Here is a 24436-nt window from a genome sequence, read left to right as displayed (position 1 = left end):
GGTCAAGCCCGAGGATGACGGAGAGGGAGGTGCGTTTCAGCCAGAACCCGAAACGTCCTAAATCTGACCGCCATGATGATGCACGGCTTCCTTGCCTTTCGCATCCGCTGCATCCTGGTGATCCTTGACCTTTTCCATCAGCCAGGACCAGGCCTGCAATTCATCCGGCCCGGCAGTTTTTTCCATCGCGATACTGAGATAGGCGATCTCCGCCTCGATCTTTTCTGGCGGCAGCATGGAAAGGCGGCTGACGAGGATCGCAAGTTCGAGTACGGCAGCCTTGGCACGGTTGAGCCCGGTGAATGGTGCGTGCGTGGCTTCGGAAACCACCTTGCAAAAATGGCGCGGGCGTATGGCATCCTCGTCGACGGAGACGACCTTGAGCACCGCATGACTGAGCGCTGCCTCCAATCTGGGCACCGGGCAGTTCTTCACTGCAACCGTGCGCCAATCCTTGCGGCCGGTCAGGCAACCGGCGAAGATCAGCATGTCGTCGGTATAATTGGCGATCGCGAACGGAATGGCGGCGAGATTTTCGAGCGTCTTCGACGGGCGGAACGGCGCGATCACCCAGCCATCCTCGTGCTGGATGATACCGAGCGGCGCAATGTGCGCGACGCCTTTGCTATCGACTGTAGTAACAATAGTTTCCCTGATATAGGTCACGGCGCCTTATCCTTTTTCGTGCGCAAGGTATGCCCCGCTTCCGCCAACCGCAGTCGGTCCTGTTGTTTGCCAGGAACAGCCGCGCCCCAGGAAAGCGGTTCATCCTGCGTGTAACGCTTGCCCAGCTTCCAAGCGATTTCCGCCTTGGTGAGTTCAGCACCGAGATAGAACGCATGGGCGCCGTCACTCTCAACGCCGAGAGTTGGAAAAAGTTCAAATGCGTCCTGCGCGATCCTGTGACCCTTGGCATTGAAGATGTGCACGCCATCCGGTGCAGTCATGATGCGGAAATTGGCGTCGCGCACGTCGGCGGCCAGCGCGGCAATATCCTCGACGCTGTTCGGGTAAGGCTTACGGTCGTGCACCTGCAACAGACCGGGATCATAGCCACGCGGCAGGGCATGATCCTGCTTGGCCGCAAACATGGTGCGCCGCGCGCTGTCGTGCTCCTCGACCGTGCGGATCGTATGCGGGCTGACATTGACGACAAGCACATTGCCGATCGACAGCTCGGAGCAGATGCCCGCAAGCAGGGCAGTGACACCGGAACTGTCGGCGTCGGTGAGTTCGGTGAGATTGCCGGTGCCCATCATCATCGGGATATCCGGCCAGCGGCGGCGCGCTTCAAGAAAGCGTCCGAGCGAGACGGAAAATCCGAAATGGATCGGGTCAAGCACCGGATCGGCGATGAAGGCGATGTTCGCAGCTTGAGCTGCAGCGATGGCGCGGCCGAGCGAATCGAGATCGCCCGGGTTCGAAGGAATGAGAATGGGCGTGACGCCATGTTTGATGGCGAGACCGATGGTATGCTCGGTGAGGCTCAGGAGATAGTCCGCACCGGCCGCGGCACCAGTTTCGAGCTCTTCGAGATTGGCCGAGTCGACACTGACTTCGAGCCCCTGACTTTTCAGAGCGCGAACGGCATCGGCCAGATGCGGAAACGGGGTTTCCGGCAGGCAGCCAAGGTCGATGACATCGGCACCGGCAGCGGCAAGATGCATTGCACGCAGCATGAGGGCATCGAGCGACAGCGCCGAAGCATCGACGATTTCGGCAAAGATTCGCATGTCATGCCTGGAAAGGTCGATGGGCTTGCCGACACGCCCAAGAAAGACGGGAAGATCGGCGACTTCATCAGGACCGCGGACGAATGGAATGCCGAAACGCTGGCTCAAACTGTCGAGATCACCGCGATAGCGCCCAGGCAGGATGACACGGTCCGCCAAAACAGGCGGCTTCAGGCGGCGGGCAATGATATCCTCGGTCATCAGCGCTGCGACCTTCACGCCGATATCGACAATCTCGTAGGTAAACGCTGTCTTACCTAGATCGGCAAGGATCCGCTCCAGCCGTGCACGGGCAAGATGCCCGGTCAAGAAGAGCAGATGCTCAGCCACCTGAAATCACCTTCTGGCGGGCGGTGATCGTTTCTATGAGTTCGGCCAGCGACTCGACGACCCTGGTTCGTTCATAGGTCTTGAGCTTTGCGGTGTTTTCCAGGTCGATCGGGCGCGGATAGACCTTGACCATGCCGCTCGGCGCCATGGTTTCAAGCTCCGGCGCCGTATCGCAGGCAAAAACGATGGACGGCACGAGGCACTTCCCCGCCTGCGCATAGACATTGGTGGGGAGCGAATCCGAAATGCCGGCGACACACTTTGCCACCGTGTTCGATGTGGCCGGTGCGATCACAGCCGTGTGGTAGACGCCGGTGTAAAACCCGCCAATGGGAACGGAACTTGCCGTCTTGTCGTGCAGGACACGGGTCGTTTCCGGAAAATCCAGCTTGAGCTTGTACATGCGCAGGACTTCGTTCGCCGCCTTCGAGACGAAAACATCGCAATGCTCGAGCGTGCGGATCAGCTCAAAACTTTCCACAAAGAAATGGCCCGAACCGGTCAATGCCCAGGCCCAGCGCGGCGTATGCAGTCTCGTCATTGCGCACCCATGGCTTCGGTCTGTCTGTGGCGCATGATCCTGCGTCCGGGGATGGATGCCAAGGGTAAATCGTGCGTATCAAGCATCCTGGGACCGGCAACATGGAGGCTCGTGCCCTCGCCCAGCATGTCCGGCAGCATGCTGTCGACAATGCCAACGGCGGCAAGTTCCCGCACAGTTGTATAGTGGGTATATTCGTCGGTCTGCTTCACCAGCAGCAAAGTATCGGCAGATAATTGTCTGGCCAACCAGGCACTCAAACTATCCGACGTGATCTGCCAAGAACACGGTATATCCACCGCATCCAAGGTCATCGATGAAGGAAGCCAGACCGGCGTTGCGCCGGCGTCCAGCACCTCGCCGATCTGCGATATTGATCGCGCCACCCGCAATTGCGGATGCCGCTCGGCGATGGCGATGCCGAACTGGTCCATGGCAAGGATGGCCATCGCATGCGCCGCGTCGTCGGAATAACCGAGACGTTTCTGCGAAGTTCGCACCTGATCGGCGAAAGGACCGCCGCCCGGAACGATGACCAGCGGAAAGTTTGCGCTCGCCAGAAGGTCGATCCAGCGCTGCATTTCCGCATGGCCCGCCGTGCTGCCTCCAAGCTTGACGACGAGAGGCTTCATGAGGATTTCCGGCCTCCATGCGCATGGATCGGCCGGGGCTTGGCCGATGAATTCTTCACATCGTTTTTCCGCTCGATCTCTACACCGACACCGCCGGGTCCAAGCTCCAGCTTTTCGGCCCGTACGACGACGCGGGTCACGCGCGGATTTTCCAGAACGAAAGCCGCTACCTGCTCGGCCAGCGTTTCGGCAAGCTCGATATGGCCGCGCGCGACGATGGCACGAATGCCATCCATGATGAGATCGTAGGACACGACGTGGCGCATGTCTTCCGGGTTGCGCGTCACCCGCAAGACATCGGCTGACACATCGAAACGCACCTTCTGCGCCTTGCCATGCTCGAAACTATAGGCGCCGATATGGACGGGCAAAACGAAATCACGGACGAATATCTTGTCGGTTCCAAGTCCGGCTTCGGCAGGATCGGGGAAATAACCGCGCGCGGCGAGCAGCTTGTAGTCGACGCCAGGAGGGGCGCTCGCCTCAAGAGCCTCGGGGATCAGGCCGCGAATCTTCGCTGTTGCCTGCGCATCGATCGGCGCAGTGCGATCGAGACCTGAACACAGCGCACCGCGGAAACCGAGAAAATCCGGGGCATAGGCCAACAGACGCGGGATATCCGGCGCTTCGAGCGATCCGGCAACGCCAACCTTCAACTCGTGCGACTGGCCATCCTTGATGAATTTGCCGATCTGGTCAGGTGTCATGTGGTCGAGTAGCCGCCCTTTCGACTTGTCGGCCGTATCGATCATCACGCCGTGAAAACCAGCGGAAGAGAGCTCCGCAAACAGATTTTCGCTGTACGTATCGCGGTAGTCGGCAAAGAGCACCGCGATCAATTTTTTGTGTGACGCAAGCGGCTTCAGCGCTTCCAGACAGCCGGCTAAATTGCCTGACGCGAAGAGCCCGATCTTGATATAGTCCACGCCGGTTGCGGCGAATTCCTCAACCTTTGTGCGAACGACTTCAGGTTGCATGGGAAGATCGCCGCAAGCGGCACTGACGGGCCGCCTTCCCGCAATAAAATCGATAACTTCCATAAGCTTGGACAGTGCAACCGCGCCAAGTGCACCGTTCGCCGGATCCTTCAGATCGATGATATCCGCACCATTCTGGAAGACGATTTCCGCCTCAAGAACATCCTGAACGCTCGCCAGCATTTGTGTCATCAGCATAGCCCCCGAAACAGATTGGAAATCTTGCCTGGCGCCAAAGAAAAGTTGACACCGAGGGTTGAGATTATGGCGGGGTTGTTTAAAAACACTACGGGCACCTCTGTTCTTAAGCGACCGCCGTTACGTGAATGGCGGCTAGTCTGAATGGTATGATCATGAAGAGTACGGTGCCAAACACTCTCTCAGTTTTATTCGGCTTTTTTTTGCTGTTCGTCAACGTGTCCGGAGCATCGGCGCAGCAGGCTGCGACGAATAAACCTGCAAAACCAGTGGTTGAAACGCGCATTGGCTATCTTCGCGCCTATGAACCGCAACTGGCACTATCCGTACTCGATATACCGCCCCGGGACGAGGGCGTGGCCGGCGCCAATGTCGCCATCAACGACAACAATACGACCGGCAAGTTTCTGGGCCAGAGTTTTGCGCTGGATGTGACCGAGACGAAGTTCGACGCCGACGTAGTGCCCGTGTTCAAGGAAATGCTCGCCCGCGGCGACAAGTTCATCCTGACCGACATTTCCGCCAAGCAATTGCTGTCGATTGCCGATCTTGCCAAGGATAGCGGCGTCCTCTTGTTCAATGTAGGCGCTACGGATGACAGTCTGCGCGAGGAGGAATGCCGCTCGAACGTCTTCCACACGGCGCCGACGCGAAGCATGCTCGCCGACGGACTGGCGCAATACCTCGTCTGGAAACAATGGCGCAAATGGGTGCTGCTCTATGGCTCGCACGACCGCGACAAGCTCTATGCCGATGCGATCCGCCGTGCCGCCACGCGGTTCGGCGCAACGATCGTCGAAGAGCGGCTTTACGAGGACAAGGGCACCGCGCGCAGGACCGATACCGGCGTCATCCAGGTGCAAAAGCAGATGCCGGTATTCACCCAGAACCTGCCGGAACACGATGTGGTCATCGTCGCCGACGAGAGCGAGGTTTTCGGCAGCTACGTCCCTTACCGGACCTGGACGCCGCGGCCGGTGGCAGGAACGGCCGGACTGGTTCCCTCAAGCTGGCACCCCGCCAGCGAACAATGGGGCGGATCACAGATTCAGAACCGTTTCGACAAGGCGACGGGACGGCGGATGCTGTCGAAAGACATGCAGGCTTGGACTGCAGTGCGAATATTGGGAGAGGCAATCACGCGGTCAAAGGGAAACGACCCCAAACAGGTCGAAACTTTCATCAAGGCGGATGACTTTTCCATAGCGGCCTTCAAGGGACAAAAACTCAGTTTCCGCAACTGGAACTGGCAGTTGCGCCAGCCGATCCTGATCGGCGATGGCCACGGCGTCGTTTCCACCTCGCCGCAGGAAGGTTTCCTGCATCAGTTCTCGGAGCTCGATACGCTGGGCGTGGACAGGCCGGAGACCAAGTGCAAGCTTAATTAAGAACAATGGATTGGGAGGACCAAAATGCGACGACGACACATGTGCCTGCTCGCTGCGACCATAGCGCTGCCATTTCTTGCACAGCCCGCCTGGGCAAATCTGGTCTATGTCTCGAATGAGAAAGACAACACCGTAACCGTGGTCGATTCGAAGACCATGGAGGTGGTCAAGACGATCAATGTCGGACAACGGCCGCGCGGCATAACCATCTCGCCCGACGGGAAGATCATCTATGTCTGCGCCAGCGATGACGACACGGTCGAAATGATCGACACCGCCACGAACGAGGTCGTGGGATCGCTGCCGTCAGGTCCCGACCCCGAGCTTTTCGTCCTGTCGCCGGATGGCCAGACGCTCTATGTCGCCAATGAGGACGACAATCTCGTCACAGTGATCGACGTCAATACCAAGGGTGTGGTTGCCGAGATACCGGTTGGCGTCGAGCCGGAAGGCATGGGTGTGAGCCCGGACGGCAAGACCATCGTCAATACCTCCGAGACGACGAGCATGGCGCATTTCATCGATACGTCGACCCATGAAATCACCGACAATGTACTCGTGGATTCGCGCCCGCGCTTTGCCGAGTTCAAGCCTGACGGTTCCGAGGTTTGGGTATCCGCTGAAATCGGCGGCACTGTATCGGTCATCGACAACAAGACCCGCGCGGTGACCCACAAGATCACCTTCGAAATCCAGGGATTGCGCTCCGAACAGATCCAGCCTGTGGGTATCCGCATCGCCGCCGATGGCAAGAAAGCCTATGTAGCGCTCGGGCCTGCGAACCGGGTCGCAGTGGTCAATACGGAAACCTACGAGGTCGAAAAATACGTGCTTGTCGGACAGCGGGTATGGCAGCTCGCATTCATGCCGGATGGCAAACAGATCATCAGCACCAACGGGTTGTCGAACGACATCACATTTATCGACACGGAAACCGATGAGCCGATCAAATCCGTCACCGTGGGGCAGTTGCCATGGGGCGTCGCGATATCGCCGAATTGAAGTAATTCTGAAGACCAAAGGGAGGAACTACATGACAACATATAAAACGCTCGCGCTGGCCGCATTTCTCAGCGTCGGACTGGCTCAATCCTTTGCCTTTGCTCAGGCTGACGACGATGACGACGCCAAGGCAGCACAGGAGCCGAAAGCGGCGATGCAGGCAAAGCCGCCGGCGATCACGCGCGGCAGCAAGAATGTGCCAGAGCTTATTCTCGGTTCGAAAGAGGATGAATTCACGGTCAATCAGAAGGATTTCGAACTGGTTGCCGGACAGGGCTATCGCTGGAAGATCACGTCCGCGGCCGGACTTGAATACAAATTCGTCACCGATCTTTTCCGCAATGTCTGGATGAACCAGATCGTCATCAACGATCTTGAAGTGCATATGGATGGCGGGCCGGCCTGGCTCGAATTCGACTCGCCGGGGACGATCAATGTACAGTTTACGGCGGTGCGGCCCGGTAAATACACCTGGTCCGTGCCAGACCTTGCAGACAAGGGAATGAAGGGTACGATTACCATCAAATAGCCGTCAGTTTGCGGCAAGGTCGTCGTCGCATAAGGTACCAAGGGTGGAGCTTGATGGGTACAAATGCCGGACTGAGGAACATCAATGACAAGTCAATGCCGGAAGCAAATCTTCCGGCGCTTGATCTCGCATCGGTGAGTTACGCCTATGGCAAACGCCAGGCGCTGGAAAACGTCACGTTTTCCATAGCGCCAGGCCGTTTTGCCGTGCTGCTTGGCCTGAACGGAGCCGGCAAGACGACGTTGTTCTCGCTCATAAGTCATCTGTTCGCAACAAGGCATGGCCGCATCCATGTGTTCGGTCACGACATCGACCGGCGGCCGGGCGATGCGTTGCGGCGGCTCGGCATTGTTTTCCAGGCACGCACGCTCGATCTCGATCTTTCAGTGCATCAGAACCTCTCCTACCATGCATCGCTGCATGGCATTCGCTCGCGCGAAGCCAACCGACGCATTCACGATCTGATGCAATCCATCGACATGAGCGACCGGCTCCATGAAAAAGCCCGCAGCCTCTCCGGCGGGCAAATCCGGCGCGTGGAGATTGTGCGGGCGCTGTTGCACGAACCCTCGCTGTTGCTGCTCGATGAAGCGACCGTTGGCCTCGATATCAAATCGCGCGCCACCATCCTCGCCGATATTCGCAAGCTGGTCGAGGAGAAGGGCATCAGCGTCCTGTGGGCGACGCATTTGATCGACGAGGTCAGCCATGCGGATCAGGTCATTGTCCTCAACCAGGGCAAGCTCGTCGCCAATGGTCCGGTGCATGACGTGGTCAAGAACGCCGGGGCGGAGACGATCAACGAGGCGTTCTCTCGGCTTACCGGGATATATGCATTGAATGCGGGGAACCGGCTATGACGGACATTGCCAGCCGCGTCCCCATCGGACGCAGCCGCTTCGGCGTGATGAATTATCTCGTTTGCCTCAAAGGTATCCTCATCCGCGAAGGCCTGCGCTATCTCAACCAGCGCGAACGCTTCATCTCGTCGCTGGTGCGGCCACTCTTGTGGCTGTTCATCTTTGCGGCTGGCTTCCGGCAGGTGCTCGGCGTTTCGATTATCCCGCCTTATCAGACCTATGTGCTTTACGAGGTCTACATCACGCCCGGCCTGTGCGGCATGATCCTCCTGTTCAGCGGCATGCAATCGTCCCTCTCCATGGTCTACGACCGGGAAATGGGCAATATGCGCACGCTGCTCGTCAGTCCGTTTCCGCGCTGGTTCCTGCTGGTGTCGAAGCTATTGGCCGGCGTTGCCGTTTCCATCATTCAGGTCTACGCCTTCCTGTTCATCGCCTGGTTCTGGGGCGTCAAGGCGCCGCCATCCGGATATCTGCTGACGCTGCCGGCACTGTTCCTGTCGGGCATGATGCTGGGCGCGCTTGGAATGCTTTTGTCGTCCCTGATCAAGCAGCTGGAAAACTTCGCCGGCATCATGAATTTCGTGATCTTCCCGATGTATTTTGCCTCTTCGGCGCTTTACCCGTTGTGGCGCGTACAAGAGGCAAGTCCCCTGCTCTACAAGATCTGCCTGCTCAATCCGTTTACCTATGCGGTCGAACTGGTGCGCTTCGCATTTTACGGACAGATCGAGTGGACCTCGCTTGCCGTCGTCTGCGGGTTCACCATCATTTTCATTGCGGGCGCAATCATCGCCTATGACCCCTCGCGCGGTCTCGTCATCAAGAAACAAGAGGGAGGCAATAATTGAAACGGTCAAAGGTATTCTTCGCGGCGTCGGCTGGCCTTGTCCTGCTGCTCTCCGGCAATGCTGCTATTGCCGCTGCGAACAATGATCCGAGCTGGCCTTGCGTCCAGCGCAAGGTACCGGAACTTTCGATCGGCCAGGTGTGGAATGGCCCGGACATTCCAGAGGCGGCGAAAAATTGGGATAGCGATCCAAAAATCGATGATCTCGTTGGCGAAGTCGCGGCGCGGCGCAATCCGCTCGACGGGGCACAAAAGCAGATCGTCGAGTTCGCCGGAGGACTGCCGAAAGAACAGGTGAACGACAAGATGTTCATGCTGTTTCAGGGTGTATTCGACACGTTGAACCGCGAGCGCGAGCAGGTGATATCCGGTATCTCACGCTACGCCGACAAGCAACGTGACATGGCGGAGGATCTGCGCAAGGAAGCCTCGACAGTGGACGCGATGCGCGCCAAGCCTGATGCGGATCCAGAAGAACTGGACAGGGCGAATGAAAGGCTGACCTGGGAAACCCGCATATTCGAGGAACGGGTCCAATCGCTGACCTATGTCTGCGAAGTGCCGACGATCATCGAGCAACGCCTGTACGGGCTGTCGAAGACGATCCAGAAATCGATCATCAAACCATAGGTTCGGTGACACGGCCGATGCGGCGATAGGTGAAGGCGTCCGGCGTTGTGTCGGCCGTCTTTGTGCTGATTGCCTCGTTGATCAGCGCGCCCATGCGCGCATGCAGCGGAGATTTGATGCAGGCCGGGTCCGTAGCAGCCGCGTCGCCGGCGATTGCCATGGCCTGACAGCGGCAACCGCCCCAATCGATCTCCTGGCGCTCGCATCTGCGGCAGGGTTCCTGCATCCAGCTTGTTCCGCGAAACGCATTGAATGCTGACGATTCATGCCAGATTCGGCTGAGGCTCCAGTCGCCGAAACGCTCGAAATGCAGAGACTTGATCGTGCCGGCAGCATGGCATGGAAGCACGGTTCCATCGGGCGCGACCATGAAGGCATCGCGCGCCCAGCCGCCCATGCAGGGTTTCGGATAGATGGCGAAATAATCGGGCGTGACGAAGTCTATCGTCATGATGCCGCGCAGACGTTCCTGCGCCTCCTCGACGATCTGCACCTGCCGCTCGACCGCTTCGCGTTCCGGCATCAGCGCCTTGCGATTGAGCAGAGCCCAGCCCGCATATTGCACATTGGCGATTTCAAGCCGCTCGGCGCCGAGGGAGAGCGCGAGTTCGATGAAATCCGGCACTTCTTCCATGTTGTGGCGATGGATCGGCGCATTGATCGTCAAGGGCAGACCTGCCGCACGGACGCGGCGTGCCGTTTCGAGCTTCTTTTCATGGGCGCCGCGCGAATTGCCGATCTTCTCGGTGGTAGCAGCAAACGCGCCCTGGAAACTCAGCTGGATATGATCGAGCCCGGCGTCGGCCCAGGCTTCAATCCGGCCATCGGCGATGCCAACGCCCGCCGTGATGAGATTGGTATAGACGCCACGCCGCGCCAGACAGGCAATAAGTTCTCCGAGGTCGGCACGAAGCGTTGGCTCGCCGCCGGAAAGATGTACCTGCAGAACGCCGAGGTCCGCGGCCTGTTCGAACAGCGAGAGCCAGCCTGCCGTATCCATTTCCCGGTTGGCTTTCAACAGCTCGACCGGATTGGAGCAATAGGCACACTGCAGCGGGCAGCGATGCGTCAATTCCGCCAGCATGCCGATCGGGGGTAGGACAGGTTCGTTCATAACGTCACCAGAAACTTGTCGGACCATTCCTGCAGAAAGCCGGTTACATCCGGCGCGATCTCGGCTTCATCTGCTGCATACTGGTCCGCCAGCAATGAAATCATCTGCGCAACGCTGTGGCGGCCATCGCACAGCCTCAAAATATCGAGGCTCACTTCATTCGGCCAGAACACCCGTTCTGGCGACAGCAGCGCCCATGCTTCGCGCACCGTATCATACTGCAGACGCGCATGAGACTTTAATATGGGTCGCGATTGCATGGAAACAACCGCACGGACGCGACTTGCGTGAGTCATGACGCCTCCGGATCGAAAGCGCCGGGCGGGATGTTGCCCTTTTCGCCGTAGGCATGCGCTAACGCATCGAGCATTGCCCAGAGGATATCGCACTTGAAAATAAGCGCGTCGATGACGGCTTGCTGCTTTTCCGGCGTATCGGCATGTTTCATCACATAGGCCAGGGCGAAATCGGAATCGCGTGACGCCTGTGTCGGCCGCTTGTCAAAATAGGCGAGGATATCCGGCGTCACATAATCATATTTCGCCAGCATGGCCGGCACACGCTCGCTGATGATAACGGGCGAGAATAGCTCGGTCAGCGACGACGCAACGGCCTCAAGCAGCGTGCGGTTGGTACAGAAGGAAAGATAGGCTCCGACCGCAAACCGCGTGCCCGGCAGCGCCAGCTTTTCACTTTTGACATCATCTGCATCGAGGCCAAGACCCGTAGCAAGCTTGAGCCAGCGCGCGATGCCGCCGCTCCAGCCGTCGTCGCCATCATGATCTTCGATCCGCTTGCGCCATTCGGCACGAAATTCGGGATCCTCGGCTCGAGCAATGATCATCGCATCCTTGCGCGGAATGACCGACTGATAGCAATAGCGATTGAGCGCCCAGGCCTGCATCTGACCCTTGGTCAAAGCGCCGTTGACCATCTGATGATGGTAGGGGTGACGATTGTGATAGCGCTCGGCACCGACCTGGCGCAGAACTTTTTCCAGATCAGCCGGTGACAATCCGTCTCGCGCCGCATTGCCGAATTTGCTCAAAGCCTGACCTCCATGCCGTCAAATGCTATTTTCCAGCCCGCTGCGACAACCGCCGCATGTTCAGGCGATGCCGCGTCGAGAATGGGGTTGGTATTGTTGATGTGCACATAGATCCGCTTCCTGATGCCAAGATCCGCCAGAGCCGCCAGCGAACCGCCCTCGCCCGAAATGTACATATGGCCCATGCGTGCGCCGGTTTTTGTACCTACGCCTGCCGTGATCATCTCGTCATCGGTATAGACGGTGCCATCGAAGAACAGGCAATCGGCACCTGACAGCCGCGCTCTAAGGGGCGCATCGATACCGGCGCAGCCCGGAATATAGAAGGCCGTCGCACCATCGTCCGATGCGATGCGCAAGCCAATCGTATCACCTTCCTTTGTGCCAAACCCTTCACTCGCCTTCGATTTGTCTTCGAGAAAAAGCGCAACCTTACCCGGCACAGGAAAAGTTTCGACAGTAATGCCGACAGGATTTCCCTGTGCGTCAAGAATATCCGTGCTCTTACCCACGGCGAGCTCGCGCCTTCGGACTATTTCACGATCAAGAACGTTGAAGATTGAATTGGATTCAAGGACGTCGAGAACCCGCCGTGTCGCATAAATCGTGAACGGTTCGCGCTCACGCAGGCTGAGCAGCCCGGCAATATGATCGACATCGGCATTGGTCAGGATGACGGCGCGGATAGGCGTCGAGCGCAACGGTTCATCGGCCCGCGGCTGTAATTCAGGCGTGACCGCTATCTGCTGGCGAATGTCGGGCGATGCGTTGAACAAAACCCAATCGTGCCCGTTCGCGCTGGCGGCGAGGCTGGACTGGGTTCTCGCACGGAAATTGGCTTCGCCATCCCGCGCTCCACGGCTCAATCGATAATTGCAATTCCACTGGGGAAACCCGCCTCCTGCTGCGGAGCCGATGACTGTCAATCGCATGCGGGCACAAACCCTCTCCTTCCGGAAACCTAAGTTCCGGCCGAACAACCATTAGAGCAAGTTTTGTCTATTCAGAGCCCGTTCTGTTTCTCGGATGGCGAGACAATCCACGCGAAAGGTGGCGAGTCCGATGTGTTTCCATCGGACGATGCCGCCTGACAAAGTGGGTGTCCGTCAGCCGGAAACCCGAAGGGCGGGGTGAATTTGGCTCAATCCCTTCGGGCTTCGGCATCGTCCGATGGATAAACATCGGCCTCGCCCAATCCCTCGATCTTGTCCACAAATTCCCTCCCGCAGAACGAGCTCCGAATAAACAAAACTTGCTCTGAGTGCCGCCCTACGCGATCAGATCGCGCAGGGCGATGGGTCAGATCTTACTTTTTTGCCTTGAGTTCTGCAGGCAGGTAACGCGAAAGTTCCATACCGGCAGCAACCTGACACATGGTAGGCTTTGTCCATGTTTTCTTCATGCTTTCCTCCTTCTACTCAAAGATCAAAGATTGATCTTTCTCTTTATCATACGCCGTTATGGCGCAAGATTGAAATTAAAAGGGCTCATTTTTCTGTGTTGGCTGCTTCGCCGCGGTCCAGCCATCCGTGCCGAGAGGATACCAAAGCACCGATTTGTATCCCCACTCGACGGCTCTTTTGGCCGCATTCCAGGACATCCAGCAGTTCGCCATACAGTAAAAAAGCACCTTTCGTTTCGTGTCGTCGCCCAACCGAGATTTCAGCCCTTTGCGAAAATAGGCTTCCGTCTCCTTGTTTATGATTCCATAGCCCACGTTTGCGAGCCATATGCTCCCGGGGATATCCTCCCGGACTTTTTCCCTCCAGATCGTCCCGGCCGGAAGATTTGCCGGCTTGGGATCGTGAGGAAGGACATCGACGAACACCGCCGATTTGTCTTTCCACAGGGCGATGGTTTCCTCGGTCGTGACCACCTTTGCCCCCTTCAGGGTGGCAGGAACCGGCGCCCTGTAATTTTCAGTCCTGTAGTCTGTCGGCTCCGGAGCCGTTTCACCCGCAAAAGCCGTCGTCACCAGTACGGTAAGTAAAACGGCCAACGCACAGGAACAGTTCCGCACCGGTTTTTCACCTCGCTTCATCCATCACGCTAGTGGAACGAATTTGACATTTGAGTCCTAGGTGGCAGCAACGCTCGTGCTCAAATGTCAAATTCAAAGTTCCACTAGATCCAACAACTTGCTAGTGGTCCTTTGATACCGACATTCGCAAAAGAGGCCTGCAAAAATGAGATGCGAATGTCAGTATCGGACCACTAGTGCGTGATCGGCTTGTTATTCTCGTCGATCAGGGGCACCTGGAAATCGAGCAGGATCTTGTTGATCTCACTCTGGTTCTCCCGGATGACCTTGTTCAATGTGCGCTTCCACTCCTGATCGGATGGGCGCACACCCATCGTGATCCGGTATGCCATATGCCCGGTCTTTTCCTTGATCAGGGGAACCACCGTCAGGTTCGGATCGATCTCTTTGGCATAATAACCTGCCATCGGCCCCCAAAGGATCGCAACGTCGATCACGCCACTTTTGAGTTCCTTGATCATGACCTCCGCCATCGAAGGCGCGAGCCTTGTATCGACCATCAACGGATAGGGATGGACATTGCGCATGTAGCCGACCTTGGCGAGGTTTGCCGACGGCGGAGTTCCGGCAACAACGCCAATTTTCTTGTCAGCCAATTTGCTGTCCTCGATCGTATCCACACCATCAAGTCCGCTGTCTTTCTTGTAGATCATCACATAGGTCGAGCGGTAATAGGCATTGGTATTCTGGACGAGTTCGTCGCCTTGCGCGTATCCCATGATAATGTCGCAGCGATTGGCCCGCAGTGTACTGCGGACGAAGCCCGTCGCCATCGGGAACCATGTATAGGCTACCGATTTACGCCCGGTCTTTGCCGCCACAAGTTCGGCCAGCTTGTTTTCGAATCCCTTGCCGCTCTCGTCGGAGAACGGCATATTGGACGGATCAGAACAAACACGCAGGACGTCAGGATCGACCAGTTCGCCCGAGGCTCCGATACCTGCGCCTTGTGCAAAGGCACCGGACGGCACGGCAAGTGCCGCCGCCATAACGCCACCGGCTATCCATTTCATCAGTGGTCGTGCAATTCGCATCATTTATCCACCCATACAGGAGTCTTCTGCCTCAGTGGCTGCAGGTGGCTTGTCCTCATGCTTCGCGGGCCGCCCGCGCGGCAAATCACCCACGGCGCGTGCGCGCAGATAGACATAGAGGTCGTCCATATAGCAGTAGACGTTCTTGTTATTGCCAAAAGCCGGCATGACGTTTTCCTTGCCAGCGCTGAGGTTCTTGCGGCCCGCAGCGACAATCGAAAGAAAATCAGAATAACTCATTGTCTTCAACGAATTTGCCAAAGCCGGTGCGAAGGACGATCCGGCACCATCAGCACCATGACAGACAAAACAATCCGAATTGAACCGGCGAAAGCCGCTGTAGGTGTACCAATCGACCGTACCATCCGGCTGTATCTTGAATGTTGGAGTTCCATCCTTATCGGCATATTTGCCGTTTTCGTCGGAGGCAACAGCTGCTGCGGCTTTGTCATCGGCGTAGGCGCTGCCGAGGCCCGCTACAAGCGCAAGACCGGCAGTGACGGCAAGCAATGTCATTCGAATAGGCATACAAGAACCTCGCATTCAACTCGTCAATTTGGGTCGGCACCTTGCGGCGCCGCCTGGACGGTTGGTTTAATCATCGATATGGATCAGGTGACACGGGGAGCCCGGCCTGGTTGAAACCGGGCGCCCATTATTCAAAGCCTGCATCCGCGGGCTCACTGTGTCAGCTTCGTTCCCGATTACTCAGGAACAGCGAAAACGGTCAACTGACCGCCCAAGGCCGTGTAGTCGGAAAGAGCAGCATAACCGCCAACCGCACCAAGGCCTTCATTCGGCTTCGTCAAGCCAGCGGCAAGACCGATACCAGCCCATCCGCCAACACCCGACAGAACGGCAACATACTGTTTGCCCTTATGTTCGTATGTGGTGACGTTACCGATGATGCCGGACGGTGTCTTGAACTTGTAGAGTTCCTTGCCGTCCTTATCGACCGCCTTCAGATAGCCTTCGAGTGTTCCGTAGAAGACAACGTCGCCATCAGTGGCCAAAGCGCCTGACCAGACCGAGAACTGCTCGGGCTTGGACCAGACGATCTCACCCTTCGCCGCATCCCATGCGATGAAGTTACCCATGCCGCCATGGCTGTTTGGAGCTGGATACATGGACAGTGTCGCGCCGACGTAAGGCTGACCGGCGGTGTAACTGACCTTGTAGGGCTCGTAATCCATGCAGACGTGGTTCGTTGGAACATAAAAAAGCTTGGTCTTTGGCGAATAGGCAGCTGGCTGTTGATCTTTCGTACCAAGAGCCGCCGGGCAGATGCCCTGCGCATTGACGTCCTCTTTTGCCGTTGAATACTTCGCTACGAGCTTCGGACGGCCATAGGTCTTGCTGTCCTTGTCCATGTCGATTTCGGACGCCCAGTTGACTGCCGGATCGTATTTCTTTGCGACCAGGAGTTCACCGGTTGCACGATCCAGCGTATAGGCAAAGCCGTTACGATCGAAGTGCACGAGGACATCACGCGGCTTGCCATCGACTTCGATGCCATCCGCGAGGATCATTTCGTTGATACCGTCATAATCCCACTCGTCATGCGGGGTCATCTGGTAGAGCCATTTCGCCATGCCTGTATCGGCATCGCGCGCCATGATGGTCATGGACCACTTGTTGTCACCCGGGCGCTGACTTGGGTTCCAGGTAGATGGATTGCCGGTACCGTAATAGATCAGGTTCAGCTTGGGATCGTACGAATACCAACCCCAGGTCGTTCCACCACCGACTTTCCACTGATCACCTTCCCAGGTCTTGGTGCTGGAGTCTGCTCCAATGGGCTTGCCGAGCTCCGTAGTCTTTTCCGGATCGACCAAGGTCTCCTTGTCGGAACCCATCGAATAGGCACGCCAGGCCTCCTTGCCATCCTTGATATTGTAGGCAGTCAGATGACCGCGAACACCGAACTCACCACCGGAAATACCGACAATGACCTTGTCTTTCACGACCATTGGTGCGGACGTTCCAGACTCGCCCTTGCTGCCGTCTACCGCCTCGGCGTTTTTCACGGACCACTCGGGCTTGCCTGTCTTTGCATCGAGGGCAACGAGTGTTGTATCGGCCTGATAAAGGAATATCTTGCCGTCGCCATAGGCTACGCCGCGATTAACGGTATCGCAGCACATGATGGGAATGACGTTTGCGTCCTGCTTGGGTTCATACTTCCAGAGGATTTTGCCATCATTGTTCAGGTCAAGCGCAAAGACGGTGTTCGGATAAGGCGCATGGACATACATCACATCGCCAACGATGAGCGGGCCTCCTTCATGGCCGCGCAGCACACCAGTCGAAAACGTCCAGGCGACCTGAAGGTTTTTGACATTGTCCGCAGTAATCTTATTGAGTTTCGAGTATCGCGTATTAGCGTAATCACCGGTCTGGATAGCCCAGTTCTTCGAATCAGAAATTACAGCCTGAAGATCGTCATTGGCCAGAGCTCCCCCCGCCAATGAGAACGTCATGGCCGTTGTAGCCAATGCAATTCCAATTAAATTCTTGTGTACACGCATTATGAGTCCTCCCTAAGTTCACATTTATGAACTATCGGACGAAGCCGTTTTTCAGTGCGGGTTCGCTCCATTAGCTCACGCAAATGGGGAAGTATTTCCGGCAGCGTGTCACGACAAAGCCAGGCGCGCAGAGGGCACCGTTACTGCCCACCTCGCTTGGCCTACGAAGACTGTCACCACTCCCTTGACGGTAACGTCCTTGAAGCCGGAAACAAGTTGACGATAGGAGAAAGAATTGCATTAGGCAAGCCGGATTATCAAATTATATTTGCTGCACTGCAGTGTACTTTTGCTGCATCGCAGTAAGTAGCAGATTTAGTTATCGTATTCTGCTAGACGACCCTGTCACATAATTTGATACTTATAGAAGGGATTCTGATTGCGGTTTGTTATTGTTATTTGCTATCTACTTGGAAAATGTATATTTACCGTCCGAAAAATGCGAGGATGCCATGACGATGTCGAAGATCACCCAAATTGCCCTGTTAGCAGGTGCAGCAATTGTCCTTTCCTTGCCGGCAAATGCTGCGTCAGATTACCCCACCTCGACCCTCGCCGAATATGTTTACGGCTGCATGAAAGCCAATGGTGAGAACCGTGATATGCTGCAGCGCTGTTCCTGTTCGATCGACGTGATTGCGTCCGTCGTGACCTACCCTCATTACGAAGCCGCCGAGACCTACAAACAGATGGGGCTGGTGCCCGGAGAGAATGGTGCCCTGTTCCGCGAAAGTGCTCCGGCGAAAGCTTCTATCACCGAATTGAAGCGAGCGCAGGCCGAAGCCGATGTCCGCTGCTTCTAGAACATTTCAGGTTCTGACTGAATCGCTCCTCCCTTGACCTCTGCGTCTCTCCACCCTTCCGTCATCCTCGGGCTTGACCCGAGGACCCACATATTATTCCGAGAAAATCAGAACAAGCACCGTATCGAACGTCTCAATGGGTCCTCGGGTCAAGCCCGAGGATGACGGAAGGGTCAGCGGCTCGGAAACTGGTGGGCCTGTTTTCGTCAAAACCTGAATCCCTCTAGGAAGCAGATCACAGGCTGGAGGATTCCAGCGGCCATTCGTCCTGGAATTTCTTGCCTTCGGTATCGGCAGCCTCGACCTTCACATCCTCGCCGGGCTTCGCATCGAACTCGAAGCGGAAATTCGGGTCTTCCGAGATCGAAATACCGCCTTCCATCGACATGATAAGCCGGTCACCCTGCGACACCGTCAGGCCCTGGATGAAGTGCGCGGGAATATAATAGCGCGTGAGCTGATCCATCTGCAGCCCTGAATTATTGGGGTGACGAATCATCAACTGCATTTCGGTTGCGCGGGTCATCGGCTCGTTGCCAGGCGTCTTGGATGTAAAGACGCGAAGCTTCATCTTCCCGAGCGAAGCCAGCGATTCGTCCTGATTTTTCATCGCCGGTGCAGAGCAGCCGCCGGATGCCTTGACGAAGGTCTGCGTCATATGAAGTTTCCCATCTTCGGTCTCCGCGATGGCGCGAACATAGGAATAGGCATTGACCCGAAGGCGCGTCGCCAGATGGGTGACGCCTGCATCCTTGCCGAACTGGAATACCGCAGCGACAGGCGACGGATTTTCATCGACGATGAGGGTGACAGCCTTGATCCGGCCAGTTGCCGCATCGGTTTTGAAATGCAGATCTATGGGTACGATTGCCGCGTCCTCGGCGCGTTTCGGCGCATCGATCGTGATGATGCCGCCCGCATCTCCGATCGGCTTTTGGCCGAATACATCGCCCTTCAAGCCATCCCACGTTTTGGTATCCGGAACGCTCGCGCTTTGCGCGCCAGCCGCGAATGGCATCGCCACTCCAACAAGCGCGAGAAAGACAAACGCAACCACCCGGCTGCGCAGTCGTATCGACTTTATCGTCATATTCTGCCTCCACCAAGAAAATTGGCGGTGCCCGGCCGTGGTTGAGTATATCACCTCGTCCAACGAAGTTGCAAACGGGTTCATTCCCATTCGAGCTCGGCAAAGGCGGCCGTGGCGTTGCGCACATTATATTCGTCGAAGAGACGCCAGTTGTTCCGTTCGCTTTCCGCCGCTGTCTTGACCGCGTCCGCCATAGGCACGCCATCGGCGATCGCCTTGCGAATATCGCGGGCCAGCGTATCGAAATAGTGCTGCTCCTGCTCAAGCGCCTGCGGCCACGCCGACGGAACGGGACCATGTCCCGGTACTGCGAATTTTGCCTGGATACCTTTCAGTTCCTCCAGCTGTGCGATCCAGCCAAGCAACGATCCATCCATCGTCGGAAGATGCTCGATGAAACACAGATCCCCGGTGAAGAATGTGCCCGACTGTTCGTCGAAAATTGTAAGATCGTTGTCCGTATGAGCAGGTTTCCATGCTTTCAATGTAAGTTTGCGGTTACCGAGATCGAGCTGCTCCTCGCCGGTGATGAGCTTCGTCGGCGGGATAATCCTGATGTCGGCCATCAGCTCACTGCCCATGGCGTCGCGATAGCTCTGCAGATAGTAATCCCCGCGGGCGGTCAGAGCGCGCGGCAGATTGTGATGCCCGACAACAATCGCTCCTGTATCTCCGAACGCGGCGTTGCCAAAAATATGATCGGGATGCATATGCGTATTGATCAGATAGCGGATCGGCTTATCCGTCCTGGCGCGAATGGCGGCGAGGAGTTCCCTCCCCTCGGCAACACTGCCGCCGCTGTCGATCACGGCGACCGCTTCGTCGCCGATGATGAAGCTGACATTGCAGATCTCGCCCTCGTTCTTCGCGGTCATCATCTCCGGCCTGCCCGCAAAGGCAAATATCCCGCCGGCAATCTCCTTGACAGGCAAAGCCTCGACCGAGCTCGATTGCGCCCGCGCCAGACGGACATGCGAAATGCCGCAACAGGCGAAAAAGACGCCAGTTTTAAGAACGCTGCGCCGAGTCGGCTCGCTCATGGTGGGTTCCTCACCCCAGCGAATTTTTCATTGAACGAACGCAACAGATCAGCCTTCACCTGCTGATTGCGATAATTGCGCGGCAGACGGATATCGAACGTGCCGATCACATGGGCGGGACGTTCGGAAAGCACGATGATACGGTCGGCGAGCATGATCGCCTCCTGCAAATTATGCGTCACCATCAACGCGGTTGTCGGGCGCTCGGACCACACGGAGAGCAGCATATGCCGGAGTTGCTGCGCTGTGGACTCATCCAGCGAGACAAATGGTTCATCAAGCAAAAGTATATCCGGCTCGATCGCCAGCGCGCGCGCTATCGCCGCCCGGCGTGCTAGCCCCAGCGAAAGCTCTGCCGGATAGAAATTGCGCATCTTCGACAGGCCAAGCGTGCTGAACAGCATGTCGAGGTTCGTCTCGCGCATGGGCTTGGGCAGGGCGAGCCGCACATTCTGCTCGACTGTGCGCCACGGCAGGAGCATCGGCTCCTGAAACACCGCCCCGATACGCGCGTCCGCCAATCCGGGCAACTGGATCGACCCATGGTAGTCGCTATCGAGACCAAGCAAAATGCGCAGTGTGGTGGTCTTCCCGCAACCTGACGGTCCAAGGATACAGGCGAACTCGTTCTGCTCGACCTCGAAGCGCAGATCGCACAGGACCTCAATCGTTCCACCGTTGGATGAGCGGAACGATTTTTCTTCGATATTGACCCTAAGCCGCGCTGCGACGCCAGCGAGTTGATGTGTGTTCAAGCGGTTGCACCACGACGAGTTCGATGAAGAGCATGACGGCAACAAAGGCCAGTGTATAGGCCAGTATCGCCGCGACATCGAAGAGTTGAAAAAACAGATTGATCTGAAAACCAACACCGTTGGAGCGGCCGAGCAGCTCGACCACGAGCACAATTTTCCAGATCAGCGAAATACCGGAACGCGACGCGGCGGCAATATAGGGCTGCAGCTGGGGGATCAGTATATGCCGCAAGCGATCGAGTGCATTGAAGCGGTACACCTTCGCCATTTCCGCGTAGCGCGGATCGAGCGCCCTCGTTCCTTCGCGCATGGTGACGACCACATTCGGGATCTTGTTGAGCGCTACGGCGCCGATCGCTGCGGCTTCATTGAGTCCGAACCAGATATAGGCGAGGACGATGATGACCAGTGCCGGTATGTTGAGGAAGAGAATGACCCACGGATTGAAGAACTGGTCTGCGCGTCGATGGCTGCCAAGCAGGACCCCGATGACCGAGCCGATAAGCATCGCCAGAACGAAGGAGGCGGCGACGCGGCACAAAGTGATGCCGAGATTATAGGGCAGATCGCCGCTTGCCGTTTCGCTGATGAAGGTTTGCAGAACCAGCAAAGGCGCCGGGAACGAGCGGCTGGGCCAGATCGTCGCCCCGACATGCCATGCAACGACCAACGCGCCAAACGACAGCAACACCATAAGTGGCGAGCTCCACTGCCACTTCGAAGCCGCGGTGGAAACAAGCTTGCCCGTTTGCTGCTGTTCGCTAGATGCAAGAGCCAATTAGTCTGCCCTCCAGAATGTGCCCGGTGCCAAGGCTTTTCCGGGGCCGACGAGCCGTTCGCCGCCAAGATCGGCGAGGATAGCATAGAGCTTCGTCGCATCGGCCTGTTCGTCCTCGATTGGCCGGTCGGGAACACCTTCGCGATACCGGTCACGCAGCACATCCAGTTCATGGCCTTCGGCTTTCACCACCGGCGCCAAACGTTGCCATTCCGCATCGGAACTGCCGAGCAGAGCCTTCGCATCTCGACTGGCCTTGACGAAACCTGCTATTGCGTCCGGATGGGCATCGGCCCATTTGTCGTGAAAGATGTAACCGATAGCCGACACGTCACCTGTGGCGCCGAGCGCCTTTGCAGCATCGCTGGTACTGACCAGGCGATGGAACCCGTTTGCTTCAAGCCTTGCGCAAAAATTCCAGAAGTTCAGCACGGCATCCAGTTCGCCTTGCTGCGCCTTTTCGGCAAGCAGCGGCGGCGTGCCGTAGACAATTTCGCTTTGCGCCGGCAGATCGAGTGAGAACTTATGCTTGGCATAGCCCTGTATGAGCAGCCAGCTCTTGTCCAGCGGCCCGCCTGCCACTCCGATCTTCTTGCCCTTGAGATCCGCCAGACTTTTGATTGGCGAGCCATCGGGAACCATCAAAGCGCCGACTGAACTGGAATACGGCACGAAGGTCAGGTCTTCGCCCGACGCGCGCTGCCGCGACACCCAGAGCCAGTCCGTGACAATGATATCAACATCCCCGGCCATCATGGCGACATTGGTTGCATCTTCACTGGCGAAGAAGCGGACATCGACATTCACGCCATATTTTTCGTCGAGCTTGTGCTGCTTGATCGTGTCCAGCTCCCAATTGACAGTCCCGAATTTCAGGACGCCAACACGGACCGTTTCAGCAGCCGGGCTTGCCTGCGTGCCAAAACCAAGAGCGAGCGCGAGCAAGATACAGAAGCGGAAAAGGCGTTGATGTAGTCCTGCCACGATGTCCTCCCAGACGGATCGACCTAGAGCTCGAGGTCCTTTGACGGATAATCGCATTTCCACCGAACGACCTTGAGCTTTGGATGTTCCCCGGACCATTTTGCAATTTCTGTCGGCGCGAGGAACATGCAATTGTTCAGGCCGCCCCTGTTTTCAAAATGCAGGCGCTCCTCCCGACAACTCGTCGGGTTGGATATGAGACAGATGGTCAAAACGAGATCAACAACATCCATACAGGCACCTCCCAATCCTCTGACACGTCCTACCCTCATTGCGCCGAAATCTCAGGAGTCCTGACGGGCCAGAAGGTCGTAGTGCGGATTTCTCAAGGTGCCCGATGAGAAATATTCGCCACAAATTACGGGTGTCATCTCTCGGCGTCAATTGCAACCGGCCGAGAAAACACGATCGTGAAGATGCGGCGTTATATCCTGGTCAAGCAATTGACTTATCAGGCGCTGAAGGTACCTTCTGGAAGTGTTCTAAAAACAGGGGGCGCCAATGCATGGAAAATTGGCGCCGGTCTTCGTCCAGGGCACCCTTGGCGAAATGAGGAGATGCCATGCGTTATTCTACCGTTCTGATTGGACTATCAGTTGCGATTCTGTCTGTTGCCGGAGCCCGGGCCCAAGACGCCGGCGACGCCACAGCAGGAGCAACAGTTTTCAAGAAATGTGCAGTCTGTCATGTGGCCGATACCGACAAGAACAAGGTCGGACCATCGTTGAACAAATTGATGGGCAGAACCGCGGGAACCCATCCAGGTTTTAGCTATTCACCTGCAATGAAGGCGGCGGGCGCAGCCGGACTTGTCTGGGACACAGCCAGCCTTCGTGATTATCTGCACGATCCGAAGGCCAAGGTCAAAGGCACGAAAATGGCCTTTCCCGGTCTGAAGGACGACAAGGAAATCACTGATCTTGAAGCCTATCTGAATCAATACAAATAACCGGATCGCCGCCGGCCGATCTGGCCGGCGGTGCCTTACCTTTATCAGGCAATCTCACGCCATTTGATTGAACAGCCGACCGACGCGATCTGCTCGCGCGGCCCCTGCCCCGTATCGGCAACTTGCTTCATCGCTTCGAACAGGTCGCGGCGGATATCTGGCGCCGCCGCTTCCTTGCGCGATGCATCGAGGCGTCCGCGATATTGTAATCCACCCGCGCCATTGAACCCGAAGAAATCGGGCGTGCAGACGGCCCCGTATGTACGCGCCACCGTCTGGTCGGCATCATGCAGATAGTGAAACGGGAACGCGTTCTCGCGGGCAAAAACCTTCATGTTTTCAAACGAATCGGCAGGATAGGCACTTGCGTCATTGGCATTGATGGCGACGAAGCCGATGCCGAATTCCTTGAGATCGCGGGCGTCGCGGACGATGCGCTGGATAACGGCTTTCACATAGGGACAATGGTTGCAGATGAAAGCAACGACCAGCCCCTTGTCGCCGGCCTGTGCCAGAATGGAATGCTGCCGGCCATCGATGCCGATCAGGTTCGCATCAACGGCCTTCCAGCCAAAATCACAAAGGGGTGGTATCGCCGCCAT

Annotated in this window: 28 protein-coding genes; 8 read left to right on the top strand and 20 right to left on the bottom strand. The window is 57.0% G+C overall.

Translation table 11 applies throughout. From position 1 onward, the window contains the following. Positions 1-57: 57 nt before the first annotated feature. Genes LB462_RS05350 through LB462_RS05330 form a run of 5 tightly spaced genes read right to left on the bottom strand, consistent with a single transcriptional unit; the run spans position 58 to position 4405 of the window. A complete protein-coding gene (locus LB462_RS05350) occupies positions 58-666 on the bottom strand; it encodes a DUF447 domain-containing protein (protein ID WP_224506313.1) in 609 nt (202 codons plus the stop codon). Next, positions 663-2063 carry a DUF6513 domain-containing protein gene (locus LB462_RS05345; protein ID WP_224506312.1) on the bottom strand — a complete coding sequence of 467 codons (1401 nt, stop codon included), beginning with the start codon at positions 2061-2063 and terminating at the stop codon, positions 663-665. The genes LB462_RS05350 and LB462_RS05345 overlap by 4 nt, the downstream gene beginning before the upstream one ends. Next, positions 2056-2604 carry a flavoprotein gene (locus LB462_RS05340; protein ID WP_224506311.1) on the bottom strand — a complete coding sequence of 183 codons (549 nt, stop codon included), beginning with the start codon at positions 2602-2604 and terminating at the stop codon, positions 2056-2058. The genes LB462_RS05345 and LB462_RS05340 overlap by 8 nt, the downstream gene beginning before the upstream one ends. Beyond that, the gene (locus tag LB462_RS05335) at positions 2601-3236 is read right to left on the bottom strand and encodes an amino acid kinase family protein (RefSeq protein WP_224506310.1); all 636 of its coding nucleotides are present in this window, start codon (positions 3234-3236) and stop codon (positions 2601-2603) included. Before LB462_RS05335 ends, LB462_RS05340 begins: the two co-directional genes overlap by 4 nt. After that, positions 3233-4405, bottom strand: coding sequence for a (5-formylfuran-3-yl)methyl phosphate synthase (locus LB462_RS05330; RefSeq protein ID WP_224506309.1), 1173 nt, complete (start codon positions 4403-4405; stop codon positions 3233-3235). The genes LB462_RS05335 and LB462_RS05330 overlap by 4 nt, the downstream gene beginning before the upstream one ends. A 173-nt stretch (positions 4406-4578) precedes the next feature. Here LB462_RS05330 and pedA1 point away from each other — a divergent pair, with 173 nt between their 5' ends. Genes pedA1 through LB462_RS05300 form a run of 6 tightly spaced genes read left to right on the top strand, consistent with a single transcriptional unit; the run spans position 4579 to position 9670 of the window. After that, positions 4579-5799 (top strand): lanthanide ABC transporter ABC transporter substrate-binding protein PedA1, encoded by a 1221-nt coding sequence (gene pedA1, locus LB462_RS05325; RefSeq protein WP_224506308.1) that lies wholly within the window; start codon positions 4579-4581, stop codon positions 5797-5799. A gap of 24 nt (positions 5800-5823) precedes the next feature. Beyond that, positions 5824-6801, top strand: coding sequence for a YVTN family beta-propeller repeat protein (locus LB462_RS05320; protein WP_224506307.1), 978 nt, complete (start codon positions 5824-5826; stop codon positions 6799-6801). Positions 6802-6832: 31 nt separating this feature from the next. Next, a complete protein-coding gene (locus tag LB462_RS05315; protein WP_224506306.1) occupies positions 6833-7330 on the top strand; it encodes a cupredoxin domain-containing protein in 498 nt (165 codons plus the stop codon). Positions 7331-7383: 53 nt separating this feature from the next. Next, entirely contained in the window at positions 7384-8190 is an 807-nt protein-coding gene (gene pedB / locus LB462_RS05310; protein ID WP_224506305.1) for a lanthanide ABC transporter ATP-binding protein PedB/LutE, read from the top strand. Next, the gene (gene pedC / locus LB462_RS05305; protein ID WP_224506304.1) at positions 8187-9041 is read left to right on the top strand and encodes a lanthanide ABC transporter permease protein PedC; all 855 of its coding nucleotides are present in this window, start codon (positions 8187-8189) and stop codon (positions 9039-9041) included. Before pedB ends, pedC begins: the two co-directional genes overlap by 4 nt. Continuing rightward, positions 9038-9670, top strand: coding sequence for a hypothetical protein (locus LB462_RS05300; protein ID WP_224506303.1), 633 nt, complete (start codon positions 9038-9040; stop codon positions 9668-9670). Before pedC ends, LB462_RS05300 begins: the two co-directional genes overlap by 4 nt. Here the strand turns inward: LB462_RS05300 and pqqE are convergent. From pqqE to xoxF5, 9 genes are all read right to left on the bottom strand, one after another. Next, complete coding sequence (gene pqqE, locus LB462_RS05295; RefSeq protein WP_224506302.1) at positions 9660-10784, bottom strand: pyrroloquinoline quinone biosynthesis protein PqqE; 1125 nt, start codon at positions 10782-10784, stop codon at positions 9660-9662. The genes LB462_RS05300 and pqqE overlap by 11 nt on opposite strands. Continuing rightward, complete coding sequence (pqqD, locus tag LB462_RS05290) at positions 10781-11080, bottom strand: pyrroloquinoline quinone biosynthesis peptide chaperone PqqD (RefSeq protein WP_224506301.1); 300 nt, start codon at positions 11078-11080, stop codon at positions 10781-10783. Before pqqD ends, pqqE begins: the two co-directional genes overlap by 4 nt. Continuing rightward, positions 11077-11832, bottom strand: coding sequence for a pyrroloquinoline-quinone synthase PqqC (gene pqqC / locus LB462_RS05285; protein ID WP_224506300.1), 756 nt, complete (start codon positions 11830-11832; stop codon positions 11077-11079). The genes pqqD and pqqC overlap by 4 nt, the downstream gene beginning before the upstream one ends. After that, positions 11829-12764, bottom strand: a complete 936-nt coding sequence (gene pqqB / locus LB462_RS05280; protein ID WP_224506299.1) for a pyrroloquinoline quinone biosynthesis protein PqqB — start codon at positions 12762-12764, stop codon at positions 11829-11831. Before pqqB ends, pqqC begins: the two co-directional genes overlap by 4 nt. Positions 12765-13138: 374 nt before the next feature. Further along, a complete protein-coding gene (locus LB462_RS05275; protein ID WP_100002498.1) occupies positions 13139-13234 on the bottom strand; it encodes a pyrroloquinoline quinone precursor peptide PqqA in 96 nt (31 codons plus the stop codon). Positions 13235-13309: 75 nt separating this feature from the next. Continuing rightward, positions 13310-13831 (bottom strand): PQQ-dependent catabolism-associated CXXCW motif protein, encoded by a 522-nt coding sequence (locus tag LB462_RS05270; RefSeq protein ID WP_224506298.1) that lies wholly within the window; start codon positions 13829-13831, stop codon positions 13310-13312. 215 nt (positions 13832-14046) lie between these two features. Continuing rightward, positions 14047-14910: a substrate-binding domain-containing protein gene (locus LB462_RS05265; RefSeq protein WP_370637069.1), complete on the bottom strand. Its 864-nt coding sequence runs from the start codon at positions 14908-14910 to the stop codon at positions 14047-14049. Next, positions 14911-15435 carry a c-type cytochrome, methanol metabolism-related gene (locus LB462_RS05260; protein WP_224506297.1) on the bottom strand — a complete coding sequence of 175 codons (525 nt, stop codon included), beginning with the start codon at positions 15433-15435 and terminating at the stop codon, positions 14911-14913. Between the two features lie 176 nt (positions 15436-15611). Beyond that, a complete protein-coding gene (gene xoxF5 / locus LB462_RS05255; protein ID WP_224506375.1) occupies positions 15612-17387 on the bottom strand; it encodes a lanthanide-dependent methanol dehydrogenase XoxF5 in 1776 nt (591 codons plus the stop codon). Between the two features lie 506 nt (positions 17388-17893). Between xoxF5 and LB462_RS05250 the strand changes: the two genes are divergently transcribed. After that, positions 17894-18238, top strand: coding sequence for a hypothetical protein (locus tag LB462_RS05250; RefSeq protein ID WP_224506296.1), 345 nt, complete (start codon positions 17894-17896; stop codon positions 18236-18238). A gap of 235 nt (positions 18239-18473) precedes the next feature. On the opposite strand, the gene LB462_RS05245 is transcribed toward LB462_RS05250, so the two are convergent. From LB462_RS05245 to LB462_RS05225, 5 genes are all read right to left on the bottom strand, one after another. Then, entirely contained in the window at positions 18474-19328 is an 855-nt protein-coding gene (locus tag LB462_RS05245; RefSeq protein ID WP_224506295.1) for a quinoprotein dehydrogenase-associated SoxYZ-like carrier, read from the bottom strand. Positions 19329-19408: 80 nt separating this feature from the next. Next, entirely contained in the window at positions 19409-20368 is a 960-nt protein-coding gene (locus LB462_RS05240) for a quinoprotein relay system zinc metallohydrolase 2 (RefSeq protein WP_224506294.1), read from the bottom strand. Further along, entirely contained in the window at positions 20365-21123 is a 759-nt protein-coding gene (locus LB462_RS05235) for an ABC transporter ATP-binding protein (RefSeq protein WP_224506293.1), read from the bottom strand. Before LB462_RS05235 ends, LB462_RS05240 begins: the two co-directional genes overlap by 4 nt. Then, complete coding sequence (locus LB462_RS05230) at positions 21083-21817, bottom strand: ABC transporter permease (RefSeq protein ID WP_224506374.1); 735 nt, start codon at positions 21815-21817, stop codon at positions 21083-21085. The genes LB462_RS05235 and LB462_RS05230 overlap by 41 nt, the downstream gene beginning before the upstream one ends. Positions 21818-21901: 84 nt before the next feature. Further along, positions 21902-22885, bottom strand: coding sequence for an ABC transporter substrate-binding protein (locus LB462_RS05225; protein WP_224506292.1), 984 nt, complete (start codon positions 22883-22885; stop codon positions 21902-21904). Between the two features lie 562 nt (positions 22886-23447). Between LB462_RS05225 and LB462_RS05220 the strand changes: the two genes are divergently transcribed. Continuing rightward, positions 23448-23834: a c-type cytochrome gene (locus LB462_RS05220; RefSeq protein ID WP_224506291.1), complete on the top strand. Its 387-nt coding sequence runs from the start codon at positions 23448-23450 to the stop codon at positions 23832-23834. Positions 23835-23878: 44 nt separating this feature from the next. On the opposite strand, the gene LB462_RS05215 is transcribed toward LB462_RS05220, so the two are convergent. Beyond that, on the bottom strand, positions 23879-24436 hold the full coding sequence (locus LB462_RS05215) for a thioredoxin family protein (protein WP_224506290.1): 558 nt from the start codon (positions 24434-24436) through the stop codon (positions 23879-23881).

The organism is Phyllobacterium chamaecytisi, assembly GCF_020164455.1.
GTDB classification, from domain to species: domain Bacteria; phylum Pseudomonadota; class Alphaproteobacteria; order Rhizobiales; family Rhizobiaceae; genus Phyllobacterium; species Phyllobacterium chamaecytisi.
This window is presented reverse-complemented; position numbering and strand designations above follow the sequence as displayed.

What these genes read in the sequence shown, in the direction of transcription:
- LB462_RS05340 (WP_224506311.1), bottom strand. Translation starts at nt 2,604, where the DNA reads ATGACGAGACTGCATACGCCGCGCTGGGCCTGGGCATTGACCGGTTCG.
- LB462_RS05335 (WP_224506310.1), bottom strand. Translation starts at nt 3,236, where the DNA reads ATGAAGCCTCTCGTCGTCAAGCTTGGAGGCAGCACGGCGGGCCATGCG.
- LB462_RS05330 (WP_224506309.1), bottom strand. Translation starts at nt 4,405, where the DNA reads ATGACACAAATGCTGGCGAGCGTTCAGGATGTTCTTGAGGCGGAAATC.
- LB462_RS05320 (WP_224506307.1), top strand. Translation starts at nt 5,824, where the DNA reads ATGCGACGACGACACATGTGCCTGCTCGCTGCGACCATAGCGCTGCCA.
- LB462_RS05315 (WP_224506306.1), top strand. Translation starts at nt 6,833, where the DNA reads ATGACAACATATAAAACGCTCGCGCTGGCCGCATTTCTCAGCGTCGGA.
- pedB (WP_224506305.1), top strand. Translation starts at nt 7,384, where the DNA reads ATGGGTACAAATGCCGGACTGAGGAACATCAATGACAAGTCAATGCCG.
- pedC (WP_224506304.1), top strand. Translation starts at nt 8,187, where the DNA reads ATGACGGACATTGCCAGCCGCGTCCCCATCGGACGCAGCCGCTTCGGC.
- pqqE (WP_224506302.1), bottom strand. Translation starts at nt 10,784, where the DNA reads ATGAACGAACCTGTCCTACCCCCGATCGGCATGCTGGCGGAATTGACG.
- pqqD (WP_224506301.1), bottom strand. Translation starts at nt 11,080, where the DNA reads ATGACTCACGCAAGTCGCGTCCGTGCGGTTGTTTCCATGCAATCGCGA.
- pqqB (WP_224506299.1), bottom strand. Translation starts at nt 12,764, where the DNA reads ATGCGATTGACAGTCATCGGCTCCGCAGCAGGAGGCGGGTTTCCCCAG.
- LB462_RS05275 (WP_100002498.1), bottom strand. Translation starts at nt 13,234, where the DNA reads ATGAAGAAAACATGGACAAAGCCTACCATGTGTCAGGTTGCTGCCGGT.
- LB462_RS05265 (WP_370637069.1), bottom strand. Translation starts at nt 14,910, where the DNA reads ATGATGCGAATTGCACGACCACTGATGAAATGGATAGCCGGTGGCGTT.
- LB462_RS05260 (WP_224506297.1), bottom strand. Translation starts at nt 15,435, where the DNA reads ATGCCTATTCGAATGACATTGCTTGCCGTCACTGCCGGTCTTGCGCTT.
- xoxF5 (WP_224506375.1), bottom strand. Translation starts at nt 17,387, where the DNA reads ATGACGTTCTCATTGGCGGGGGGAGCTCTGGCCAATGACGATCTTCAG.
- LB462_RS05250 (WP_224506296.1), top strand. Translation starts at nt 17,894, where the DNA reads ATGTCGAAGATCACCCAAATTGCCCTGTTAGCAGGTGCAGCAATTGTC.
- LB462_RS05245 (WP_224506295.1), bottom strand. Translation starts at nt 19,328, where the DNA reads ATGACGATAAAGTCGATACGACTGCGCAGCCGGGTGGTTGCGTTTGTC.
- LB462_RS05240 (WP_224506294.1), bottom strand. Translation starts at nt 20,368, where the DNA reads ATGAGCGAGCCGACTCGGCGCAGCGTTCTTAAAACTGGCGTCTTTTTC.
- LB462_RS05230 (WP_224506374.1), bottom strand. Translation starts at nt 21,817, where the DNA reads ATGGTGTTGCTGTCGTTTGGCGCGTTGGTCGTTGCATGGCATGTCGGG.
- LB462_RS05220 (WP_224506291.1), top strand. Translation starts at nt 23,448, where the DNA reads ATGCGTTATTCTACCGTTCTGATTGGACTATCAGTTGCGATTCTGTCT.
- LB462_RS05215 (WP_224506290.1), bottom strand. Translation starts at nt 24,436, where the DNA reads ATGGCGGCGATACCACCCCTTTGTGATTTTGGCTGGAAGGCCGTTGAT.